The 22,559-nt window shown below is 40.8% G+C and carries 17 protein-coding genes; 10 read left to right on the forward strand and 7 right to left on the reverse strand.

What is annotated here, in order from left to right; all coding sequences use genetic code 11:
* Positions 1-11: 11 nt before the first annotated feature.
* On the forward strand, positions 12-539 hold the full coding sequence (locus LPB86_RS02035; protein ID WP_230640877.1) for a DUF4251 domain-containing protein: 528 nt from the start codon (positions 12-14) through the stop codon (positions 537-539).
* A 33-nt stretch (positions 540-572) separates the two neighbouring features.
* Here the strand turns inward: LPB86_RS02035 and LPB86_RS02040 are convergent, their stop codons facing one another.
* From LPB86_RS02040 to purD, 4 genes are all read right to left on the reverse strand, one after another.
* Complete coding sequence (locus tag LPB86_RS02040; protein ID WP_230640878.1) at positions 573-1,652, reverse strand: glutaminyl-peptide cyclotransferase; 1,080 nt, start codon at positions 1,650-1,652, stop codon at positions 573-575.
* Positions 1,633-1,995, reverse strand: coding sequence for a YraN family protein (locus LPB86_RS02045; RefSeq protein ID WP_230640879.1), 363 nt, complete (start codon positions 1,993-1,995; stop codon positions 1,633-1,635). Before LPB86_RS02045 ends, LPB86_RS02040 begins: the two co-directional genes overlap by 20 nt.
* Entirely contained in the window at positions 1,995-3,977 is a 1,983-nt protein-coding gene (gene dnaG / locus LPB86_RS02050; RefSeq protein ID WP_230640880.1) for a DNA primase, read from the reverse strand. Before dnaG ends, LPB86_RS02045 begins: the two co-directional genes overlap by 1 nt.
* 293 nt (positions 3,978-4,270) lie before the next feature.
* A complete protein-coding gene (purD, locus tag LPB86_RS02055; protein ID WP_230640881.1) occupies positions 4,271-5,542 on the reverse strand; it encodes a phosphoribosylamine--glycine ligase in 1,272 nt (423 codons plus the stop codon).
* 198 nt (positions 5,543-5,740) lie between these two features.
* Here purD and secA point away from each other — a divergent pair, with 198 nt between their 5' ends.
* The 4 genes from secA to LPB86_RS02075 are packed head-to-tail and all read left to right on the forward strand — an operon-like array spanning position 5,741 to position 11,627.
* Entirely contained in the window at positions 5,741-9,046 is a 3,306-nt protein-coding gene (secA, locus tag LPB86_RS02060) for a preprotein translocase subunit SecA (RefSeq protein WP_230640882.1), read from the forward strand.
* The gene (locus LPB86_RS02065) at positions 9,046-9,468 is read left to right on the forward strand and encodes an SPOR domain-containing protein (RefSeq protein ID WP_230640883.1); all 423 of its coding nucleotides are present in this window, start codon (positions 9,046-9,048) and stop codon (positions 9,466-9,468) included. Before secA ends, LPB86_RS02065 begins: the two co-directional genes overlap by 1 nt.
* A gap of 5 nt (positions 9,469-9,473) precedes the next feature.
* Positions 9,474-10,661: a M20 family metallopeptidase gene (locus tag LPB86_RS02070; protein ID WP_230640884.1), complete on the forward strand. Its 1,188-nt coding sequence runs from the start codon at positions 9,474-9,476 to the stop codon at positions 10,659-10,661.
* A gap of 15 nt (positions 10,662-10,676) precedes the next feature.
* A complete protein-coding gene (locus tag LPB86_RS02075) occupies positions 10,677-11,627 on the forward strand; it encodes a hypothetical protein (protein ID WP_230640885.1) in 951 nt (316 codons plus the stop codon).
* Between the two features lie 2 nt (positions 11,628-11,629).
* Here the strand turns inward: LPB86_RS02075 and LPB86_RS02080 are convergent, their stop codons facing one another.
* Positions 11,630-12,811, reverse strand: coding sequence for a formimidoylglutamase (locus tag LPB86_RS02080; protein WP_230640886.1), 1,182 nt, complete (start codon positions 12,809-12,811; stop codon positions 11,630-11,632).
* 121 nt (positions 12,812-12,932) lie between these two features.
* On the opposite strand from LPB86_RS02080, the gene LPB86_RS02085 reads away from it, so the two are divergent.
* The 4 genes from LPB86_RS02085 to LPB86_RS02100 are packed head-to-tail and all read left to right on the forward strand — an operon-like array spanning position 12,933 to position 17,326.
* Positions 12,933-13,928 carry an NAD-dependent epimerase/dehydratase family protein gene (locus LPB86_RS02085; protein ID WP_230640887.1) on the forward strand — a complete coding sequence of 332 codons (996 nt, stop codon included), beginning with the start codon at positions 12,933-12,935 and terminating at the stop codon, positions 13,926-13,928.
* Between the two features lie 2 nt (positions 13,929-13,930).
* Positions 13,931-15,229: an HAD-IB family phosphatase gene (locus tag LPB86_RS02090; protein WP_230640888.1), complete on the forward strand. Its 1,299-nt coding sequence runs from the start codon at positions 13,931-13,933 to the stop codon at positions 15,227-15,229.
* A gap of 32 nt (positions 15,230-15,261) precedes the next feature.
* The gene (locus LPB86_RS02095; RefSeq protein ID WP_230640889.1) at positions 15,262-16,221 is read left to right on the forward strand and encodes a tryptophan 2,3-dioxygenase family protein; all 960 of its coding nucleotides are present in this window, start codon (positions 15,262-15,264) and stop codon (positions 16,219-16,221) included.
* A 40-nt stretch (positions 16,222-16,261) separates the two neighbouring features.
* Positions 16,262-17,326 (forward strand): branched-chain amino acid aminotransferase, encoded by a 1,065-nt coding sequence (locus LPB86_RS02100; protein WP_230640890.1) that lies wholly within the window; start codon positions 16,262-16,264, stop codon positions 17,324-17,326.
* Here LPB86_RS02100 and LPB86_RS02105 read toward each other — a convergent pair.
* Both LPB86_RS02105 and LPB86_RS02110 read right to left on the reverse strand, forming a co-directional pair.
* Positions 17,323-19,128: a hypothetical protein gene (locus LPB86_RS02105; RefSeq protein ID WP_230640891.1), complete on the reverse strand. Its 1,806-nt coding sequence runs from the start codon at positions 19,126-19,128 to the stop codon at positions 17,323-17,325. The genes LPB86_RS02100 and LPB86_RS02105 overlap by 4 nt on opposite strands.
* Positions 19,129-19,162: 34 nt before the next feature.
* A complete protein-coding gene (locus LPB86_RS02110) occupies positions 19,163-20,980 on the reverse strand; it encodes a hypothetical protein (RefSeq protein WP_230640892.1) in 1,818 nt (605 codons plus the stop codon).
* 97 nt (positions 20,981-21,077) lie between these two features.
* Between LPB86_RS02110 and miaB the strand changes: the two genes are divergently transcribed.
* A complete protein-coding gene (gene miaB / locus LPB86_RS02115) occupies positions 21,078-22,559 on the forward strand; it encodes a tRNA (N6-isopentenyl adenosine(37)-C2)-methylthiotransferase MiaB (protein WP_230640893.1) in 1,482 nt (493 codons plus the stop codon).

The following is a 22,559-nucleotide window of genomic DNA, read 5'->3' on the forward strand; positions in this document are numbered from 1 at the left end:
AACAGATGGATATGAAAACGATAACCCAAATTCTATTAGCAGCACTGGTGCTTACGGGCACCAGTAGCTTTGCACAAACCGATAAAGCAACTACTGCCAAAATTGTTCCTGAAAAGAACTTTACTTTCGTAGCAACTACTGCTATGCCGATGGCGAATAACGACATCAACAACATTTTGATGAAGATGAACAACCAGGGCGGTGCGGGAACCATTAACCTTACAGGCTCTAATTACGACCTGCGCATTACACCTGACAGCGTAGTGGCGTGGCTGCCTTTTTATGGTCGTGCCTTTACTGCCACTATGGACCCCAACGAATCAGGCACAAAATTTACGTCGAAAAAGTTTACCTACACTTCCGTAAAAGGTAAAAAAGGAGGATGGGTGGTGACCATCAATCCAAAGGATGTTAAAGACGGACAACGTTTGACCCTGAATGTTACAGAGAGTGGTTATGCCTCTTTATTTGTGATCAATAACAACAGACAGCCGATTTCTTTTAATGGTTACATTGAAGAGCCGAAGGCTAAGAAATAAATCTCTCCCTGCGGTTCGAGATGACGAGATGTATTATGGGACAAGCTTGATTTCAAACAGCTTGTTCCATTTTTTGCCGGTTACAAAGAGGCGTTTCCCAGCTTCATCCCATGCAATCCCGTTTAACACATCCGTATTGGCGAATTTATCTTTGGCTGGAAGTAATCCTTTCAAATCAATATAAGACTCAACAGTACCTGTTTTAGGATCAATTACAGCAATAGAATCTGTAAGGTAAATATTTGCATAGATCTTGCCGTTAATGTACTCCAATTCGTTGAGCTGGTTTACCGGTCCGTTATGGTCATACACATCTAAAGAACCTTCATCCCGGAAAGAATCTTTATTTAAAAACCAGATCCTGTTGGTGCCGTCGGTATTTAAAATGTGTTCCCCGTTAAATGTTAGTCCCCATCCTTCTCTATATTCAGACGTTGGAAAAGATGACAACAGTTTTAAGGTTTTGGCATCATAAACCAGTCCCATGTGCTCTTTATAGGTTAACATTAAAATCTTGTCACCTATTAAAACCGAACCCTCTCCAAAATATTTATTGTCGATATTTACACTTTGTAACACCTTTCCAGTTTTTAAATCTGTCCATTTTAACCTGGAATTTCCTGTTTCACCAGTACTTTCCAACAAACGACCATCATGGTAGGCCAATCCTTCCGTATAGGCACTGGTATCATGCGGAAAGGTATGGATTACTTTATATTTGAGAATGGAGGGCTTCAATCCAGAAGTAAGTTCGATGTTTACAGATACAGAATCTTTAGTGGTACCATGATCTATCAGGGCGGTAATCATCCGGTAGCCTAACTGCAAACCTGCGGTTTTTAGGGCAACATCCTGAGCATCCTTTACGGTAGCAAACACCTTTCCGTCAATTTTATAGCTGATAGAGGCCAGCGCTGCATCTTTAGGAAGATCAAGTGCGATCTTGACATCCTCTCCGGCTTTAACCTTTTTTCCCGCTTCCGGATATTTAAATTCCAGGCTGGAAAGCTCGTTTTTATCGTTACAGGAAGATACCCCTGTAATACAAATCAGCGAAAATGCTGCAACTGAAATTTTTAAAAAATTAAGGATATTAGTCTGGCCAAAATGCATCTTCAATGTGGTTAATTTTATAAAGGTCTTTATTTTCATATACAATTGCAATAATATCAAACCGAATTTCTCCCTGGTGCTTTCTTCGTTCTATGTAAACGGAAGAAGCCAGCGCCAATTGCTTTTCCTTTTTCCAGTCTACAAAATCTTCCGGTTCACCATGGTCAGTTTTTCGGCGTGTTTTAACTTCTACAAAGATGATCTTTTCCTCATAGAAAGCAATAAGGTCTATTTCTGCCCTTCCATAAACCCAATTTTGCTGCATAATTTTATACCCTTTCTGCTCCAGATATTGCTTTGCGATATCCTCTCCATTTCTGCCAAGCTCCAGGTGAATTGCCATTATTTTAAGATTACTGAGCCCAGGTATTTGGAGATTTCCCTTTCTACATTTTTAATGAAGGCATACCGTTGCATCAGGATTTCCTGGTTTACAGGATCATTTTCTACTTTAATTTCCTGGAGCAGGTTGAGCAGGATCCGGTCTACCTTTCGCTTCTTCAGGTGGAAGAGTCCGCCAAGGATGGTGGCCTTTAAATTTACCGTTTCATCCCGCACATAAATCTGGTGTTTATTGTACCAGTTTTCGCTGAGCGAATATGGAGAGGTAGAAAGCGTGATGGCCAGATCAGCTATTTTACGGTCTTCACTTTTGATGAACTGATTAGCTACAGGTAGATGCCCATTTTCAATTTCCTCTTTATACTGGGCGATGATGCTTTTGCAAATCTCATCTTCAAAAGTAACATCAGACAGGTTCTGCATGATAAAAGAACCGATGTACATATTGTCTATTTTATCCCAGCTCACCAGCTCATGACCAAAGGCCAGCAATAAGCGCACAATTTCCTGTTCCTGAAGCAAGTCATTTTCCTGCGTACTTTCAGGTTCCAGCATCACCGCAGCCGGTGTATCATCAAACAGGTTATCTGGCGGGCCATCCATTCCCGGAGGATACGACGAGGGTTGTTGCCTTTGTGCCGGATGCTGATTTTGAGCGTTTGTACTTGCCTTTTTAAACTTGGCAACCCGCATTTTATTAAGCTCGGAAAGCAGCACACGCTCCTCAACCTGAAGCAGGTGACTACACTCCCTGATAAATACCGAAGCTTTAATATCATCAGGTATTTTAGCAATACTTTCTACAATATCACGAATGATACCAGCCCTTTTTATAGGGTCGGTACCCGCCTCTTTGAGCAGAATATTGGCTTTATATAAAATGAAGTCTTTACGGTTATTTTCGATGTATAACTTGAAGGCCCCGGCACCAACTTTGTGCATGTAGGAGTCAGGATCATCGCCGTCAGGAAAGTTAACGACCTTTACATTCAGGTCTTCTTCCAGAATCATATCCAGTCCCCGCAATGAGGCCTTTATTCCAGCGGCATCACCATCATAAAGTATCGTTACATTTTGCGTAAAACGTCCAATCAGGCGAATCTGCTCTACAGTTAAAGAGGTACCCGATGAGGCGACCACATTTTCTACACCTGCCTGATGTACAGAAAGCACATCTGCATAGCCTTCTACAAGATAGCAGTTATCAGCTTCCCGAATGGCCTTTTTTGCGTGAAATAGGCCGTAAAGCACATTAGATTTGTGGTAGATGTCACTTTCGGGAGAGTTGACATATTTAGGAACGTTTTTATCCGTTTTGAGTGTTCTGCCACCAAAACCAATAATCCGTCCGGTAAAGTTGTGGATGGGAAACATTACACGCCCACGGAACCGGTCGTACAGTTTTCCTTTATCATTTCTGATAGACAGACCGGCTTTTTCCAGGTACTCTTCTCTGTGTCCGCTGTTTACCGCTTTAACAGTCATCGCATCCCATACATCCGGAGAATATCCCAGTTCAAATTTTTTGATGATGTCTTCCCGGAAACCGCGTTCTTTAAAATAGCTGAGCCCTATAGCCCGGCCATCAGCACCTGTCCACAATTCATTTGCAAAAAAACCAGCGGCAAACTGCGAAACAACATATAAGGTTTCGCGCGCATTCTGCGCTTCTATGTTTTGAGGCGACTGCACCGTCTCCTCTACCTCAATATTGTACTTTTGGGCAAGAAATTTTAAAGCTTCAGGATAGGAATACTTTTCATGATCCATGATAAAATGGACCGAATCTCCACCTTTACCACAACCAAAACACTTGTAAATGCCCTTTGCTACAGATACGTGAAAAGAAGGTGTTTTTTCATTGTGAAAAGGGCAGTTTCCGATTAAACTGGTACCACGTTTTTTCAAATGCACAAAATCACCTACAACCTCCTCTATGCGGACGGTTTCCATAATTTTGTTTATTGTTTCGTGGTTGATCATGAACAGTTTTTTTGAATCAAAGATACTAATTAATTACAGGGAGGAATTTAGCACTACTGTAATATTTTAAAATTAAATCCGTTAAAGTAGTAGAAAATTCATTACTTTAGCATCCAGCTTAGGGGCCTGGATTAAGATCTACATATTTATAAAATACATAGCCTTTTGGCCTTAATATAGAAATTGCCGGATGGCAGCAAGGTACGGCAAATCGCCGCTTCTTTCCTAAAATTCCCTGCAACTTGTTTTATATAGCTAAGTTGAACTGAACGGCGAAGCCTACTTTGTTTTTTTTATGCCAGATCGAAACCGATATCTTCCCTAAAATACTTACCGTCAAAATAAATTCTTGCCGCATCTGCCGTGGCCGATTGGAGTGCTTCAAAAAAAGTATCCTGTAAGCTGGTAACAGCCAGTACACGCCCGCCATTGCTTTTGATGACACCACCCTCAGCAAGTGTACCTGCATGGAAAGCCAGGGATTTACGGATATTGTCTATTCCGGTGATGGTTTTCCCTTTTTGATATTCGCCAGGATAACCCCCTGCCACAATCATTACTGTAGCCGCGCTTTTTGAGCTGATGTTTAATTTAACCTCATTTAATCTTTTTGAGGCCGTGGCCATAAACAATTCTACCAGGTCATTTTCAATTCTTGGAATTACACTTTCCGTTTCCGGATCGCCCATACGGCAATTGTATTCAATAATCATCGGCTTATCGCCCACTTTAAAAAGGCCAAAGAAAATAAAACCAGTATAATCTATATTGTCCTTTTTTAATCCATTGATGGTAGGAATGATGATGCTTTGTTCTACTTCATCCAAAAACTTTTGATCAGCGAAAGGCACTGGGGAAACAGAGCCCATACCACCCGTGTTTAAGCCACTATCGCCAACACCAATTTTTTTATAATCTTTTGCCTCCGGTAAAATTACGTAGTTGTCGCCGTCTGTAAGCACAAATACAGAGAGTTCAATACCTGTTAAATATTCTTCAATAACCACTAATGAACCGGCTGTTCCAAATTTGCCACCCAGCATCAGCTGTAATTCTGCTTTAGCCTCTTCGGTAGTCTGACAAATCAAAACCCCTTTACCCGCGGCAAGTCCGTCGGCTTTCAATACAACCGGCAAACTGTGGTTTTCCAGATAAGCCAGCCCTTCCTGCAAATTTTCGCCATTGAAAGACCTTGAACCCGGCGTTGGAATACCGTGACGGGCCATAAATTCTTTAGAGAAATCTTTACTGCCTTCTAATATAGCGCCTTCCTTTTTGGGACCAATAACCGGAATCCCTGCAAGTGCCGCATCAGACAGAAAAAAATCATGAATACCATTTACCAAAGGTTCTTCCGGACCTACTACCACTAAAGTAATTTCTTCTTTAATGACCAGTGCTTTTACCGCCTCGAAATCATTTGGGTTAAGGTTTATGTTTTTACCATAAGCAGCAGTACCACCATTTCCAGGGGCAATAAATAAATTGGTGCATTGCTCAGACTGACTCATCTTCCAGGCAAAAGCACTTTCTCTTCCACCAGAACCTAATAATAAGATATTCATATGCCGCAAATATAGGACTTTGCCCTAATTCTATATCATATGCCATTAAAGATATAAAAAGAACCTACGCCCGCTGAACTAATTAAAGGATATTTTGTACTTTTAGCGCCCAACGGCTGACAATATGACTTACAGGTTAATATGGCTTGGTTGTTGTAAAATAATGATTTTTAATTAAACAAACTACAGGAATAAGAGATGTTAGGATTTTTAACCAAGATATTTGGAAGCAAATCAGAAAGAGATATTAAGGCCATTCAACCTTTGGTCATCAAAATAAATGAGGAATATGCGAAGCTTCAATCGCTCTCTAACGATGAGCTACGCAACAAGACCGTTTACTTTAAAGATGTTATAGCTAAAGCTTTAACAGATATTGATGCTAAAATTAGCGGATTAAAAGCCGAAGCCGAAAGTGCTGAACTTTCACTTGCAGAAAAAACAGCCATTTATGATCAGGTAGATGCTTTAATCAGCGACCGCGACAAAGAACTTGAAGTGGTATTGCTGGAAATTCTACCAGAAGCTTTTGCTGTGGTAAAAGAAACATCCAGGCGTTTTTCAGAAAATCCAGAGCTGGAAGTTACTGCACAGCAATTTGACAAAGATTATGCAGCACGCCGTAAAAATGTTGTAATTAGAGGTGATAAAGCATTTTGGGCCAACAGCTGGGATGCTGCGGGTACTTTAGTACAATGGAACATGGTACATTACGATGTACAGTTAATTGGTGGTATTGTATTGCACAGTGGAAAAATTGCCGAGATGGCAACTGGTGAAGGTAAAACACTGGTAAGTACTTTACCAGCTTACCTGAATGCACTTGCCGGTCAGGGTGTACACATTGTAACCGTGAATGATTACCTGGCCCGACGTGACTCGGAGTGGAACGGTCCATTGTTTGAATTCCACGGAATTAAGGTGGATTGCATTGACAAACATGAGCCAAACTCTGAAGAGCGCAGACAGGCTTATCTTGCAGACATTACTTATGGCACCAACAATGAGTTTGGTTTCGACTACCTGCGTGACAATATGTCGCAAACTCCGGATCAGCTGGTACAGCGCAAGCTGCACTTTGCCATGGTAGATGAGGTGGATTCAGTTTTGATTGACGATGCCCGTACGCCGTTGATCATTTCTGGTCCTGTACCTTTTGGAGATCAGCATGAATTTCATGAGTTGAAACCACGTATAGAGCGATTGGTAAATGCACAGAAAGATTTTGTTTCACGTGCCTTGAATGAAGCCAAAAAAGCATTTGCTGATGGTAAAACAGGAACGGAAGAAGGTGAAGGTGGTTTAGCCTTATTGAGGGCACACCGTGGTTTACCTAAAAGCAAGGCGCTGATTAAGTTTTTAAGCGAAGGTGGAAACAAACAGATTTTGTTGAAAACTGAAAACCACTACATGGCTGATCAGTCTAAAAACATGCCTAAAGTAGATGCTGAATTGTTTTTCCATATAGATGAAAAAAACAACCAGGTAGAACTTACAGAGAAAGGTATTGAACTGATTACCAAATCTGGTGAGGACGAACATTTCTTTGTCTTGCCTGATGTAGGTACTGAAATTGCAGAAATTGAAAAATCTGACTTGAGCAGTGAAGATAAGATTGCACGTAAAGATGCATTGATGCGCGATTACTCCATCAAAGCAGAACGTGTTCACTCTGTAAACCAGTTGTTGAAAGCCTATACCTTATTTGAAATTGATGTAGAATACATCATTGATGAAGGTAAAATTAAAATTGTAGACGAGCAAACAGGCCGTATTATGGACGGTCGCCGTTATTCTGACGGTTTACACCAGGCCATAGAAGCAAAAGAAAATGTAAAAGTAGAAGATGCTTCTCAAACCTATGCTACTGTTACTTTACAGAACTTTTTCAGAATGTACCATAAATTGTGTGGTATGACCGGTACTGCAACAACTGAATCGGGCGAGTTTTGGTCAATTTACAAACTGGACGTTGTGGAAATCCCTACCAACAGGGCCATTTCAAGAACGGACCACCAGGATTATGTATACCGTACGGTACGTGAAAAATACAATGCTGTAGCTGAAGAAATTGTAGCTTTAACCCAGGCAGGGCGACCAGTTTTAGTGGGTACTACTTCGGTGGAGATCTCAGAATTACTGAGTAGAATGCTGAAACTGAGAGGCATTAAACACAATGTACTGAATGCTAAAATGCACCAGAAAGAGGCTGACATTGTTGCTGAAGCCGGACAACCGGGACAAGTAACCATTGCCACCAACATGGCTGGTCGTGGTACCGATATTAAACTTGGCGCTGGCGTTAAAGAAGCGGGTGGTTTAGCGATTGTGGGTACAGAGCGCCATGAGTCTCGTCGTGTAGACAGACAATTACGTGGTCGTGCTGGTCGCCAGGGCGATCCAGGATCTTCTCAGTTCTTTGTATCGCTGGAAGATAACCTGATGCGTTTGTTTGGTTCAGAAAGGATTTCAAACATCATGGTGAAGATTGGTATTGAAGAAGGCGAGGTGATTCAGCATTCTATGATTACCAAATCCATTGAGCGTGCACAGAAGAAAGTAGAAGAGAACAACTTTGGTATCCGTAAACGGTTATTGGAGTATGACGACGTAATGAATTCACAACGTTCTGTGATTTATGCCAAACGTAGAAATGCCCTTTTTGGAGAGCGTTTAGACGTAGACATGAACAATATGGTATTTGATGTTGCTGAAGACGTAGTTACAGAATATAAAGAAGAAGGCAATTTTGAGGGCTTTAAGCTGGAAGTGATCAAGAACTTCTCTCTGGATACAGAAATTACAGAAGCAGAATTTACTGCTAAAAACATTGCTGCGCTTACAGACAAGTTGTTTGAGGAGGCATCTGTATTTTACGCCCGTAAATCAGAAAACATCATCAACCAGGCCATGCCGGTATTACATCAGGTTTATGAAGAACGTGGTGAGCAGGTAGAACAAATTGTTGTTCCATTTACAGACGGCATCCGCAGTATCCAGGTTCCTGTTGGGTTAAAAACCGCTATAGACAACAATGGCCGTGAGGTTACCAAAGCATTTGAAAAAACTATTGTACTCGGTTTGATCGATGAATCCTGGAAAGAGCATTTGCGTGAAATGGACGAGTTGAAACAATCTGTACAAAACGCAGTTTATGAGCAGAAAGATCCATTGATCATTTATAAAATGGAAGCATTTAACCTGTTCAAAAACATGTTGAATGCCGTAAATAAAGAAGTGGTGAGTTTCTTATATAAAGGTGGTATTCCGGTACATCAGGATGCGGGACAGGTAAGAGAGGCACAGGCGCCGCAGGCACCAAGCCGTCTTCAGATGTCTAAACCAGAATTTTCACAGGCAGGTGCCGGCGAAATGCAAATGGAAGACACCCGCGAAGCCGTACCACAGCAACCGATCCGCAAGGAGGTTACTGTAGGCAGAAATGAGCCTTGTCCTTGTGGAAGTGGGAAGAAATATAAAAACTGCCACGGCGCAGGATTGTAATGAAACTATGGCTTAGTACTTTTTTATGCTGTTTTACAGCGGTACTCAGCGCCCAAACAAAGGGTATAGTAACCGAAGTAAAAGATCCTTCAATTGATAGTTTGATTGCAAGGAGGCTTGAACTGAGTAAAAAAGCTGATAACCGGGTAAAAAAAAATGGACCTGTAGTCTCTCAAATGGGCTACAGAGTTCAAATTTTTTATGGTTCAGACCGGCGGGAAATGTATAGGCAACAGTCTAATTTTAAGACAGATTATCCAAAGTTAAACACCTACATTACCTATAAGGAGCCTAATTATTACCTACGGGCGGGAGATTTCCGCACACGCTTGGAAGCCCAGGCTTTAATGAATGAACTCAAAGGAGCCTACCCAACCTTGTTTATTTTTAAGGAAAAAATTAACGCACCAGATTTAGATTAGAAGTGATGGCAATAAAAGATCAAATACAGCAGTTAGCAGCAGAAATATTCTATGATGTAGTGGCCTATCGCAGACACATCCATGCCAATCCTGAATTGTCTTTTAATGAATTTGAAACTTCACTTTTTATACAGGAGAAACTTCAGGGATGGGGAATCCCCTTTACTGTTTTAGCAAATACGGGCGTTGTAGGCTTGATAAAAGGTGATTTACCCTCAGATAAAGTAATTGCCCTCCGTGCTGATATGGATGCGCTACCCATTCTGGAAGCCAATGACAAACCGTACATTTCAAAAAACAAAGGCGTTATGCACGCCTGCGGACATGATGTACACAGCTCTTCCTTACTAGGAGCAGCCCATATCTTAAATCAGCTAAAAGCAGAATTTGGCGGAACCATTAAGCTGATTTTTCAGCCCGGTGAAGAACTGTTGCCTGGTGGTGCCAGCATCATGATTAAAGAGGGCGTACTTGAAAATCCTAAACCACAGCATATTGTTGGACAGCATGTAATGCCGTTCATCGAAACGGGAAAAGTAGGTTTCCGATCTGGCATTTATATGGCCAGTACGGATGAACTTTATGTAACAGTTAAAGGCAAAGGTGGCCATGGTGCCCAACCACAACAAAATATAGATCCGGTGCTCATTTCTGCGCATATAATTGTGGCTTTACAGCAAATTGTGAGTCGCAATGCAGATCCACGTTTGCCATCAGTACTTTCATTTGGAAAAGTACAGGCCATGGGCGCCACGAACATCATTCCTAATGAGGTAAAAATGGAAGGGACTTTCAGGACTTTAAACGAGGAATGGCGTAAGGAAGCTAAAAGGTTAATGAAAAAAATGGCTGAAGGCATTGCAGAAAGCATGGGTGGAAGCTGTGAGTTTGACATTCATGACGGTTATCCATTTTTAATCAATGAGCCGGTGCTAACTGGCAATGCACGTAGTTTTGCCGAAGATTATTTAGGCAAAGAGAATGTAATTGACCTTGACATCTGGATGGCAGCAGAAGATTTTGCCTATTATTCTCAAGTTACTGATGCTTGCTTTTACAGGCTTGGAACAGGAAATGCCGAAAAGGGCAGCACCTATTCTGTACATACACCCAACTTTGATGTAGATGAAGATGCCCTGAAAATATCTACAGGATTAATGGCCTATATTGCATTGAAGCAACTGGGAAATTAACAGGATCAGGCGCAGATGAAAAGTATTTACAGGCTTTTAGTACTCTGCCTCCTGCCTTTTCCGGAAACTGCTTTTACACAGGAAATTAGTCGCTTTAATCCTGACACGCTGCAAACTATTCAATTAGATGATGCCGTAAACATTCAGGCACAGAAATTAAGTGTGGAAACGTTTATCAACGCAATAATGGCTGATACCAGTTTTTACAGTGCTTTCCGCAGCATGAAAAAGTACGACTTTATTGCCGAGCACCGCATTTACACTTTTGACAAAAAAGACAAGTTAGCCGCACGTTTATATCGCAAGATTGCACACATGGCACTTGCTCCGCAGAAGATCAGCTACCTGGTTAAGCAGGATAGCGGAAAAGTGTATAAGAAAGATGGCAAATACCAGTCATATACTGTAGAGCTGTTTAACCATATTTTTATGAATGCTTACCAGTCAGATTTTGGCAAGTCGAGCCCTTATCCTACTGAAGACTCAAAATCCAAAACACAAGATAAAAACTCCGGATATAAGGACAAGCTGAAAACATTGATTTTTGCACCCGGCAGACCTGTGAAGGGTATCCCCTTTATCGGCAGTAAAACTGAGATATTTACAGCCAATATGCGGCAGTATTATAACTATACCTTTAGCAATGCGACATACCTGGACAGCATCCCTGTATATCACTTTAAAGTAGCGCTGAAACCAGACCTGAGCAGCTGGACAAAAGATGGATTGATGATCAAAGAACTCGTCACGATTTTTGACAAACGTAACTTTGAAATCCTGGGTCGTTATGTAGACATGAAATACGGCAACATGCTGTTTAACTTTGATGTGCAGATGAACATTGAAATGAGTTATCTAAATGAAGTGAAGCTGCCAGCCAAGATTACCTATCAGGGAAATTGGAACGTACCATTGAAGAAGAAAGAAAAGACCAGCTTTTTAATTCTGCACAAAAATTATCGGTAGCACTAGAGCAGCTTTTGGAAAGTACGCCACCAAAGGTCAGGCATCTCGCCATTAACTGCGGTCTGGTAATCGCTATATAAACACGGCACCAAATGATAGCGTTCGTTTTTTGACAGCCCTGTAGGATAAGGGATTTGCATCCACCAGCGATCAGATTTTTTGCTTTTTACAAATAACATCTCACCTGTACCATCACTGAGCGTAGTGCGGTATATGAGGTATTGTGATTTGGGACTTAGTGGAAAATCCTTTTTACGGTTGTAAAAGCCATCTATAAAATACCAAACAATTTGGGCCAGTAACATGGCGGTCTGACTACTTTTATCGTAAGCAGGATTAAATTCATAAAAGCCAATGGAGCTTAACTTGTCGTTCATTCCGGCATAGCGGGCTATGCGACAGGCTTGCTCGCCATAAAAACCATTTGGACTGGCATTGGCATTACCGATAGCATCAGAAGACCTTATAGCAGAAATGTCGAAACTAATCATGTTGGCATTGCGCAGTACGGGCTCTGCTGCAGAAATATCTGCAGAAAACTCGCCTAAACGATGGACATCAAAGTACAGTTTGCTCATCACTTTTAAACTTTCCTGGTTCACAAAATAAGTTTGATAGCCAAGGTTACTAAAGTTAAAGAGGTAGTTGGGCTGGTGCAGAAAAATTTTATTTAAGTAAGTATCAGAACGTGCGGCGATACCCTCTTCATCATCCTCATCCAAATCAAATTTATTGTCTATGACAACCAGGTCTACCTTTTGTTCCAGATCTTCGTAAGCAAGGTATTGTGCATAGGTCAAATCTTGTCCACCGCCAATAATTACAGGTACAATATTTAGCTTAATGAGCTCGGTTACTACCATTTTTAAGGCGATATAGGTATCAGATATTGCTGCCCCCGCCTTAATATTTCCGAGGTCAATGATTTTGCTATTGAATGCACCCTCATTTAACTGATAAAATTGCGACCTGAAATAGTCAGGCCCCAGTGCACAGCCACTATTGTTTACTGAAGCGCGGTCATCCTGTACTCCAACTATGGCAATATCCCAGGTATTTTCTTCCAGTTCCGGAAATTCATCTGTGTAAAAACTGGCCTTTAATCCTAACTGACTGGTCAAGAATCCCTGTTTTGGGGTGATTTCGTCAAGGCTTAAGGGAGAAAAAAAATCTGATAAGGACATAAAGTAATATAATCTATGGGCTCAAATATCTATTTTTGAGCCCATATATTAATGAACATCCTAAAAAAAATGAACCGCCCGTGTTTAAATATTTTTTAAGCATGGTAACTCCATCTGACAAATGACTACAAAAAAACAAACAGATGAAATGATACTGGTTACCGGGGCTACTGGATTTTTAGGTGCGGAGCTTATCCATCAATTGACCGGGCAGGGGATCCGGGTTCGTGCAATCAAACGCAGTAATGCTGCTGTACCTGTTTTACTTGTGGATAACACCATGATTGAATGGGCGACATCAGACATCAATGACCTTTCTGCCCTTGAAGATGCTATGGAGGGAATTTCGCAAGTTTACCATTGTGCAGCAATAATTTCATTTAACCCGGCCGACAAGATGAAGTTGCTGAGGGTAAACATAGAGGGTACCAGTAATGTGGTGAACTTATGTGCTGAATTGGGTATAAGGCTACTACATGTAAGTTCTGTAGCGGCACTGGGTCTGGCAAAAAAAGGCAGGCCAATTACCGAAAATGACTATTGGGACTACGATTCGGAGGCGCATACTTATGCCATTTCTAAATATGAAGGCGAGATGGAGGTTTGGAGAGGCATTGCCGAAGGCTTAGATGCCCTGATTGTGAACCCTTCTGTAATTATTGGTGCAGCTGCCGGATATAAGGGAAGTGGCACTTTGTTTAAAATGGTTAAAAACGGCCTCTCTTACTATACCAGTGGCAGTACCGGCTTTGTTGACGTAAGCGATGTTGCCAAATGTATGATCTTTTTGATGAACAGCGAAAATTCAGGTGAGCGCTATACGGTTTCGGCAGAAAACATCAGCTATAAAGATTTATTTAGCGCAATTGCCCAGGGATTTGGCTTAAAAGGACCGACAAGAGAAGCTCAACCCTGGAAGCTGGCTTTAGCCTGGCGGTTAGTGAAGATAGCGTCATTAGTCACAGGCAGACCATCTCCTTTGACTAAAGCGACTGTAAAAAGCAGTCTTACTACAAGCATTTACAGTAACGAAAAAATTAAACAAACAACAGGAATAGAATTTAAACCGCTACAGCAAACCATTAAAGAAGTTTGCACGGCGCTGAGGAACACATAAACATGAAGCAAAAGAATACTTACATCATTGACTTTGATAGTACATTTACACAGGTTGAGGCTTTAGACGAACTGGCTAGAATTTCACTGCAAAAACACCCTGACAGAGAAGCTATTTATAAGAAAATTGAAGATTACACCAATCTTTCTATGGAAGGTAAGTTGTCTTTTAGTGAAAGTTTGGCCCAGCGGGTAAAATTACTGGAAGCTACAGAAGATCATTTGAAGCAGTTGATTAAACATTTAAAGAAAAAAGTATCTCTCTCTTTTTCGAGAAATGCCGAATTCTTTAAAAAACATGCTGATGAAGTACTGATTGTATCTGGTGGATTTAAGGAGTTTATCATCCCTGTGGTAAGTCAATACCACATTAAAAAAGAAAACATCTATGCCAATACCTTTGTGACTACTGGTGATGGGAAGATTATTGATTATGACCATGCAAATCCGCTAAGTGAAGAGGGAGGAAAAGTTAAATTGATTAGCCAGATGAACCTGGAAGGAAATTTATATGGAATTGGTGATGGTTATTCTGACTTTCAGCTTCGGGAAAGTGGGTTGATTAAGAAGTTTTACGCCTTTACAGAAAATATTGCCAGGGAAAGTATTGTAAAACGTGCTGATCATGTTACGCCAAGTTTTGACGAGTTTTTATATGTAAACAACTTACCAAGGGCCATTTCATACCCAAAAAACAGGATTCTGTGCCTCATTGTTGGCGAAGGTGTAGCAGAGGAAAGCATTAGTTTACTTAGAAAAGATGGCTTTTCTGTTCGCCATAAAACCACATTTGAAGAAAAGTATGTGGCAGATGTGCACATGTTGCTACTGGAGGATGGTGTAAAAATTGAACCTGAACAATTAAAAGCAGCGGTTAAACTTAAAACCATCGGTTACCTGGGCAATGCGAAAAAACTGGATACCCAAGCCTGTACGGCAATGGGAATTGTGGTATTTGACGATGCTAAAAACAACCCGAGAAATTCGAACTTCATCCCTAAAAGAATGATTGATTTTATGAATACGGGCACTACCTACATGAGTGTTAACTTCCCTAACCTGCAATTGCCCCGAATTGATAAATCGCACCGTTTAATTCACATCCACCATAACGTGCCGGGTATTATGGCGCAGATGAATACAACCTTTGCAGAACATAACATCAATATTGTAGGTCAGTTCTTAATGACCAATGCCAGCATAGGTTATGTAATTACCGATGTAAATGCCGAATACGATCAGCAGGTATTTAAATCACTTAAGAAAATAGAGCAGACGATAAAATTCAGGGTGCTATATTAATATTTCAAAACGTTTAGTATAACTTTGCCGGCATGGAACTAACTCCTCAAATTAAAGAAAAACTAGATAAGTTACAGGAAAAATACGAGGCGATGGGCCAGGATATGTCGGCATATCTGGACGGACTATTGTACGCCGACTTTTTAACGTACTGGGATTACATCCATCTGGATACGTTATTGAGTTTACAAAACCCTAAAACACCTTTCCCTGATGAAGAAATCTTCATCATGTACCATCAGATTACGGAGCTTTACTTTAAGCTTTCCTTACATGAATGCAGGCAAATTGCAGAGCACGAAGAACTGACGCTTTCATTTTTTATAGCCCGGATAAAAAGGATCAACTCTTATTTTAACGCCCTGACCACCTCTTTTGAAGTCATGGTAAATGGTATGGAAAAAGAGCAGTTCCTTAAGTTCAGGATGTCTTTATTACCAGCTTCTGGTTTTCAGTCGGGCCAGTACCGCATGATTGAGATCAGTGCCACTAATTTTAACCGATTAGTAGATAAAAGCAAGCGGGAAGAACTGGCTAATGCCACTATTGAAGAGCAATTTGAATATATATATTGGAAATTTGGCGCTACAGAACTGGCAAGTGGCAAACAAACGCTGACGCTGAAACAGTTTGTTAAGAAGTATGCAGCCACATTTTTGCAGCTGGCAAAAGACCGCGAGTACAGCAATTTTACAGCTTTGTACCATAAATTTGCCGCTGAAGGCCAGGACGTAACTGAGCTTGCGGAAGAGCTTAGGCACCTTGACTTCTATGTGAATGTTGAATGGCCGCTGTCTCATTACAAATCTGCCGTAAGATACCTGGAACGTGATCCTGTAGACATTGCAGCAACGGGAGGCACCAACTGGCAGAAATACCTGCCTCCACGTTTTCAGAAGCGAATCTTTTACCCATTTCTATGGACTGAAACCCAAATGGAAGAATGGGGGAAAAGCTGGGTACTTAGCGTACTCAAAGATTTAGCGAAGTAAAACATGATTTTTCTTAAATTTGCAAATCAATACCAGTCATATGAACGAAATATTAGACATCAGCATAACTAAAATAACAGAAACCAGATTAACCGAAACTGATTTTGCTCAACTGCCTTTCGGAAAGGTCTTTTCTGACCACATGTTTATTGCGGAATATAACGATGGCGCCTGGGGCAACCTGCAGGTTTTACCATACGGACCTATCCCTATGAGCCCGGCAATTTCTGCCTTACACTACGGACAAGCTATTTTTGAAGGAATGAAGGCGTACCGCCAGCCTGATGGAAAAATTAGCGTATTCCGTGCGAATAAAAATCTTGAACGCTTTAACAAATCTGCGGCAAGAATGTCTATGCCAGCTATTCCTGAAGACATTTTTATGCAAGGCATTGCTGCATTGATTGAAATTGATGAGAAATGGGTGCCGGCACAAGATGGCTATTCTTTATATATCCGTCCGGTGATGTTTGCTACAGACCCATATCTGGGCGTAAGACCATCAGATCAGTATACTTTCGCATTATTGACTACACCAACCGGTCCGTATTATACTAAAGCTTTAAAAGTTAAAATAGAAACTGAATTTACACGTGCCGATGAGGGTGGTGTAGGATATGCAAAAACAGCTGGTAATTATGGCCGTTCTTTACATCCTTTTGCCGAAGCGCAAAAAGAAGGTTTTGACCAGCTAATTTGGACAGATGCTGTAACCCACGAGTTTATTGAAGAGGCTGGCACTGCAAATTTATTATTTGTAATGGATGGCAAACTAATTACACCTTCGGTAAGAAGCACTGTGCTGGATGGCGTAACGCGCGATACCATTCTGCAACTGGCAAAAAAAGCAGGGATTGCGGTAGAAGAAAGAAGGGTAAGTGTAAAAGAAGTAATTGAAGGAATTGAAAACGGAAGTTTAACAGAAGCTTTTGCAGCAGGAACTGCAGCAACTGTAACACCAATTGGCGAAATCGGATACAATGGAAAATCTTATGTCCTTCCGGTATCTACGCCAGACAATATCTCTAATAGTATTGCTAAAACGCTAAATGACATCCGTTACGGACTTGCGCCGGATGAATTTGGATGGAATACCATACTTTAATACCCTGTTGTAGCATCCTTTAGCTTACGGCGCTGCCTAAGCTTACGGCGGAGATCACGATCAGCCTTAATTTTTTTAAATTGAGCAATCTGACCGGAGATCTTCGCCTTTTTTTCTGCCGTAAGACCAACACTATACTTAATACCTTCAAAAAGTGTATGCCATACAAAACTAAAGAAACTGGCAGTAGGCACCCGCTGATAATGAATTGAGGCTGCAGAAAAACGACCAGTATGGCGATCTGGATTATCGCTGTTGATGACCATCTGGTTGGCAAGAAAAGAGATCCAGCCCAATTTGACCAGGTTGTCTTTTCCCTCCACTTTTTTTAACAAGCCCACATTTAAATCCTGATAGGCAAAATTTACTTTGCCAGTGGCCAGCTGGTCATTGGCCTGAATATCGAAATCAAGTTTATTTACATATCCACTGCGAATTTGCAGCATCCCAAGGGGCTTGGTAATTTTATTTAAAGACCTGCCATTCATATCGGTTAAAATCCCATTATAACTAAATGCAGCATCTTTTGCATTCAGGTTAAACTTAAAATTTACAGCTAGCTTACCCCTACCCATCAGGTAACTATTTAAGCTGGCATCCATAATGGGATTAGCACTTTTATATTTTGCAGAATTGGTAACATTGCTAAAGGTGCCCGAAGTATTGTCAAAAGTAATGATTCCCCGCTGCTGACTCCTCTTGTCAAACTCAGCATAACTGAGGTTAATATTTTCTACCTTAAGCTGCTGTATAGTAATGAGTCCTTTTACAGCCTGAAAAAGTTGGTGAGGATATTTGCCGCTTTTAGAAGTTTTATTCTTTGGAAGTTCATTGTTATTGAACACCGCTACAAAACCATTACTGATCCTCATTTCTTTAGAAAACAATTCCTGTTTAGATACATATAAAGGAAAATCAACACCTTCAAGACTAATGTTACTCATTTGAATGTTGTAACGTTCCTTTATGTAACCTACTTTTTTCCCAAATTCCATTTCACCGTAACGGGGAACAAGACCAAACTGCCGGATGCTGATTTTACCTGAAGATGCCCGAAAGTTTAACTCATTCATATTTACATGGTACAGGCTATCTGGTGTGGCGTATTGGTAATCATTTAAATTGAGACTGATATCCTTAAGCAGGTAAAAACGCGTTTCATCCTCAGCAGAACCCGGATCAATTAACCAATCGGACAGGGTAATGTTGAGCTTATCAACTTCATCCGCTACAGGCATTGGGAGGTTGTTATTAACATACGTAAACTTAATGTCCCTAAAGGCAACGGTGGCTACCCTTAGCTCCTTTAAATGAGCTTTAATATATTGATATGGCGATTTGGATGGCCTTGGTGGCTTATTATCATTAAAATCAAGCTGTTTATTACTCATAACAATAGTGGGCCTGTCAAACAGCATAAGATCTATATTTAACCTTCTTGCCCCCCAGAGTTTAAAAGGATGGAAGCCCTGAATGACAACTCGTTTAAGCTGGATGCTATAACTATTATTAGGTGCTTTTTTAAGCAAAATCAGTTTTTGAAGTATCCTGGTATCCGGAATGATTTTTACATTGGTAAATACAGCATTACCAGTAAGAATATTGGTCCTTACATCTGAAAATTCTACATGATAAAGACTATCTGTAGATTTGAGGATCAAGCTCTTGAGCTCCGAAGTGATAAGGGGCTTCAGCCTAATGGAAATGAGCCAGCTGCCACCAAGCACCGATATCACCGTAAAAACAATTAGGCCTGCTGCCCATTTTATGCCTTTATACGTTTTTCGGGAGCTTTTAACCATACGGAGCATTCATTTTATTTCCCAATATACGAATTTACTCTTTCTTTTCTTTTGCTTCCCTGCGTTTTTTCTCCTTTTCCTCCCTTTTCTCCGCCCGTTTTTGTTTCCTTTCTTCCAGTTTATCTTCTACTTGCTCTTGTTTTTGCTGAGGTGTTTTAACAGGAACGATGCCAATGCCTACAATTTCACGTATGCCCAGGTATACGCTTTTCCACATGAGGTTGAAAAAAGAAGCAGAAGGAGGCCTTACAAAAGTGATGTTGGCTGTGCGCGCAGGCTTATTTTTATCGGGATTGTCATTTTTTACCACAAGTGCATTGGCTAAAAACGACAAAAGGCCTTTCTTTTTAACGGGCTCGCCCTCCTCACCTGCTTTTAGCAATTTGATATTCAAGTCGGTGTAATTAAATTGAACCAGACCTTTGGAGCCAGAAGTATTACCCTGAATATCAAAAGCAACCTTATTAACCTTTCCACTATTGATTTCAATAAGTCCAAGTGCCTTTGCTATAGGATTTAATGTCTTCATATCAAAAGCGCCCATCGTTCCACTGTAGCTAAATGCGCCATTTGGGGCAGTAAGGTTAAAATTGATGGCCACATTTACGTTGATTTTTTTCTGTAATAGCGTATGCAGGTTAGCAACCGCATGATTGTTTACGCTTAGCTTCAAAGAATCATTGGTTACATTCAGGATATTACCGGAAAGTTGATCAAATTCAATAGTACCTCTCTTTTGAGCAATAGGGTCATACTCTGTATAAGCCACGTCTACATTTTGTAGTTTTAAGGTATCAATGATGGCCGGTAAAGGCAATTTTCTTAAAGCCATATGCGGAAAGTTACTTCCCTTATTTTGTGTGGTTGGCGGCAATTCCCTGTTCATAAAAATCTTTACCGTTGCCGGGCCTATTTTAAGCGAAGAAGCATGCAGGTTACCTTCGGTATTTAGCAGGATAAAGTCTACTCCGCTCAGTTCTATTTTCCGAAACAGCAAATCGTACCTGTCCTTTTGCACCTTCTGCATCCTGCTAAATTTCAAATCAGGATACATGGGGATCATTTGAAGTCCGGTAATTTCCAGATTTTTAGCTGCAGCAGAGCCTTTAATCGTATCCACCTTTGTGGTATACATTTTATTTTTACTTAAAGAGCGGTAGCCGGCAAGTTCAAACGTAATGTCTTTAGTAAGGTAAAAGCGGCTGGTATCATATTGAGAGAGCGAATCTATCAGCAGGTCTTTTACATTCACATTTAAGTGTTTCACCGAATTGAGTGTTTTGGAAGTCGCCCCGTTAATGTAGTCAAAATCTGCATCCAGGATCTGTATAGATTTTATATGTACAGATTTCAATGATTTGGAAATTTGCTCGTACAGTGTTTTCTTATCCTTAACCGTATCTGGCTTTTTGGAAACCTTGTTGTAAATCACATTGATAGAAGGCTGGTCCAATACTATCGCATTCATTTCTACCCTCTTTTTGAAATAGGCCTTTAAAATCCCAATTCTGCTGAACTGTAAATGGGCAAGCTTTATCTGGAACAAATGGGTAGGCGCCTGTTTAATTTGCTTTAAGCGGTTGAATACTGCAGTATCTGGCATAAACCTTACACTATCTATTCTGGCACTTCCGGTGAGCAGGTTAAGGTGTATGTCTTTAAAATCAATCCGGTATAGATGCTTAGAGCCCTCATATACGGCAGTCTGTATTTTTTCTGTAAGCAAGGGTTTCCATTTGGCGCTCAAATAAAGTGCAGCAGCACCAACTAATACCAGCAATACGGCTACAATAGATCCAACCCATATCCAAATCTTTCTTTTACTTCCTTTAACAGATTTTTCCAAGCTCATAAGTTTTGATTTATATGGATCAATTGCAATAATTCTGCCACTTTGTCATTTATAAATTTATTTCCGTATTTTTGAAATTCGTAACAACGGTATAAATATGATTGACCTACAGCTAGCAGATAAGACACACGATGAAGGACGCCAGGGGGAGGCTTTAGTGACTGATGCACCTCTAAAACGCAATGGAAGAAAGCTTTACATTGAAAGTTATGGCTGCCAGATGAATTTTGCAGACAGCGAAATTGTAGCCTCTATCCTGTTTGACCAGGGTTTTGAAACTACTGGTGATTATAAAGAAGCAGATGTTGTTTTTATAAATACCTGCTCTATCCGGGAAAATGCAGAGCAGCGCGTGCGAAACCGATTGTCGCAATTTGGTGCTGAGAAACGAAGAAATCCGAAATTGATTGTAGGCGTATTAGGGTGTATGGCCGAGCGTTTAAAATCTAAATTCCTGGATGAAGAGAAATTGGTAGATGTAGTAGTTGGACCAGATGCTTACCGTGAATTGCCACAATTATTAGCTGAGGTTGAGAGCGGGCATAAGGCCATTAATGTATTACTTTCACGTGAAGAAACCTATGCAGACATTAGCCCTGTTCGTTTAAACGGTAATGGAATTACGGCTTTTATTTCCATTATGCGGGGTTGTGATAACATGTGTTCTTTTTGTGTGGTTCCTTTTACAAGAGGCCGCGAAAGGAGTCGTGATCCACATTCTATTTTAGCAGAGGCACAGGGCTTATTTGATATGGGATATAAAGAAGTGACCCTGCTTGGTCAAAATGTAGACTCTTACAAGTGGAAAGGTGCTGATTTGGTTACAGAGCAGACAGCTGCTGTTGCCTTAACTGAAGACAAACGCGAAATAGAAGTAAACTTTGCCCAATTGCTGGAAAAAGTAGCTTTAATTAGTCCCGACCTGAGGATCAGGTTTTCTACATCACACCCTAAAGACATTACTGACGAGGTATTGTATACCATCGCCAAATACGATAACATTTGCAACTACATACATCTGCCTGTACAGTCTGGCAGCAGCAGGATCCTGGATTTGATGAACCGCACTTATACCCGTGAATGGTATATGAACAGAATTGATGCCATTAGAAGGATTATTCCGGGTTGCGCAATTTCATCAGATATTATTGCCGGTTTTTGCTCGGAGACAGAAGAAGAGCATCAGGAAACATTGAGCATGATGGATTACGTAGGTTATGATTTTGCTTTTACCTTTAGCTATTCTGAAAGACCGGGAACTTTAGCCGCAAGAAAACTTCCAGACGACATTCCTGAGGAGGTGAAAAAACGCAGACTTGCAGAGATTTTGGTAAAACAGCAGAACTCCTCTTTATACAGGCTGCAACAGTTTGTTGGAAAAACTATGCGCATCCTGGTGGAGGGAACCTCAAAAAAATCAGACCTGGATTATTGCGGAAGGAACGATCAGAATGCGATGGTTGTATTTCCTGCAACTGCAGGCATAGCGCCGGGTCAATACGTAAACGTTTATATTGACCGCTGTACTTCTGCTACGCTACTGGGTGTTGTAGCAGTTGAAGAACCAGCTAATGTTTAA

It is taken from the genome of Pedobacter sp. MC2016-14 (assembly GCF_020991475.1).
Classification (GTDB): Bacteria; Bacteroidota; Bacteroidia; order Sphingobacteriales; family Sphingobacteriaceae; genus Pedobacter.

What these genes read in the sequence shown, in the direction of transcription:
- miaB (WP_230640893.1), top strand. Translation starts at nt 21,078, where the DNA reads ATGATTGACCTACAGCTAGCAGATAAGACACACGATGAAGGACGCCAG.
- LPB86_RS02070 (WP_230640884.1), top strand. Translation starts at nt 9,474, where the DNA reads ATGGCAATAAAAGATCAAATACAGCAGTTAGCAGCAGAAATATTCTAT.
- LPB86_RS02075 (WP_230640885.1), top strand. Translation starts at nt 10,677, where the DNA reads ATGAAAAGTATTTACAGGCTTTTAGTACTCTGCCTCCTGCCTTTTCCG.
- LPB86_RS02095 (WP_230640889.1), top strand. Translation starts at nt 15,262, where the DNA reads ATGGAACTAACTCCTCAAATTAAAGAAAAACTAGATAAGTTACAGGAA.
- LPB86_RS02045 (WP_230640879.1), bottom strand. Translation starts at nt 1,995, where the DNA reads ATGGCAATTCACCTGGAGCTTGGCAGAAATGGAGAGGATATCGCAAAG.
- LPB86_RS02105 (WP_230640891.1), bottom strand. Translation starts at nt 19,128, where the DNA reads ATGGTTAAAAGCTCCCGAAAAACGTATAAAGGCATAAAATGGGCAGCA.
- secA (WP_230640882.1), top strand. Translation starts at nt 5,741, where the DNA reads ATGTTAGGATTTTTAACCAAGATATTTGGAAGCAAATCAGAAAGAGAT.
- dnaG (WP_230640880.1), bottom strand. Translation starts at nt 3,977, where the DNA reads ATGATCAACCACGAAACAATAAACAAAATTATGGAAACCGTCCGCATA.
- LPB86_RS02035 (WP_230640877.1), top strand. Translation starts at nt 12, where the DNA reads ATGAAAACGATAACCCAAATTCTATTAGCAGCACTGGTGCTTACGGGC.
- LPB86_RS02110 (WP_230640892.1), bottom strand. Translation starts at nt 20,980, where the DNA reads ATGAGCTTGGAAAAATCTGTTAAAGGAAGTAAAAGAAAGATTTGGATA.
- LPB86_RS02090 (WP_230640888.1), top strand. Translation starts at nt 13,931, where the DNA reads ATGAAGCAAAAGAATACTTACATCATTGACTTTGATAGTACATTTACA.
- LPB86_RS02080 (WP_230640886.1), bottom strand. Translation starts at nt 12,811, where the DNA reads ATGTCCTTATCAGATTTTTTTTCTCCCTTAAGCCTTGACGAAATCACC.
- LPB86_RS02085 (WP_230640887.1), top strand. Translation starts at nt 12,933, where the DNA reads ATGACTACAAAAAAACAAACAGATGAAATGATACTGGTTACCGGGGCT.
- LPB86_RS02100 (WP_230640890.1), top strand. Translation starts at nt 16,262, where the DNA reads ATGAACGAAATATTAGACATCAGCATAACTAAAATAACAGAAACCAGA.
- LPB86_RS02040 (WP_230640878.1), bottom strand. Translation starts at nt 1,652, where the DNA reads ATGCATTTTGGCCAGACTAATATCCTTAATTTTTTAAAAATTTCAGTT.
- purD (WP_230640881.1), bottom strand. Translation starts at nt 5,542, where the DNA reads ATGAATATCTTATTATTAGGTTCTGGTGGAAGAGAAAGTGCTTTTGCC.
- LPB86_RS02065 (WP_230640883.1), top strand. Translation starts at nt 9,046, where the DNA reads ATGAAACTATGGCTTAGTACTTTTTTATGCTGTTTTACAGCGGTACTC.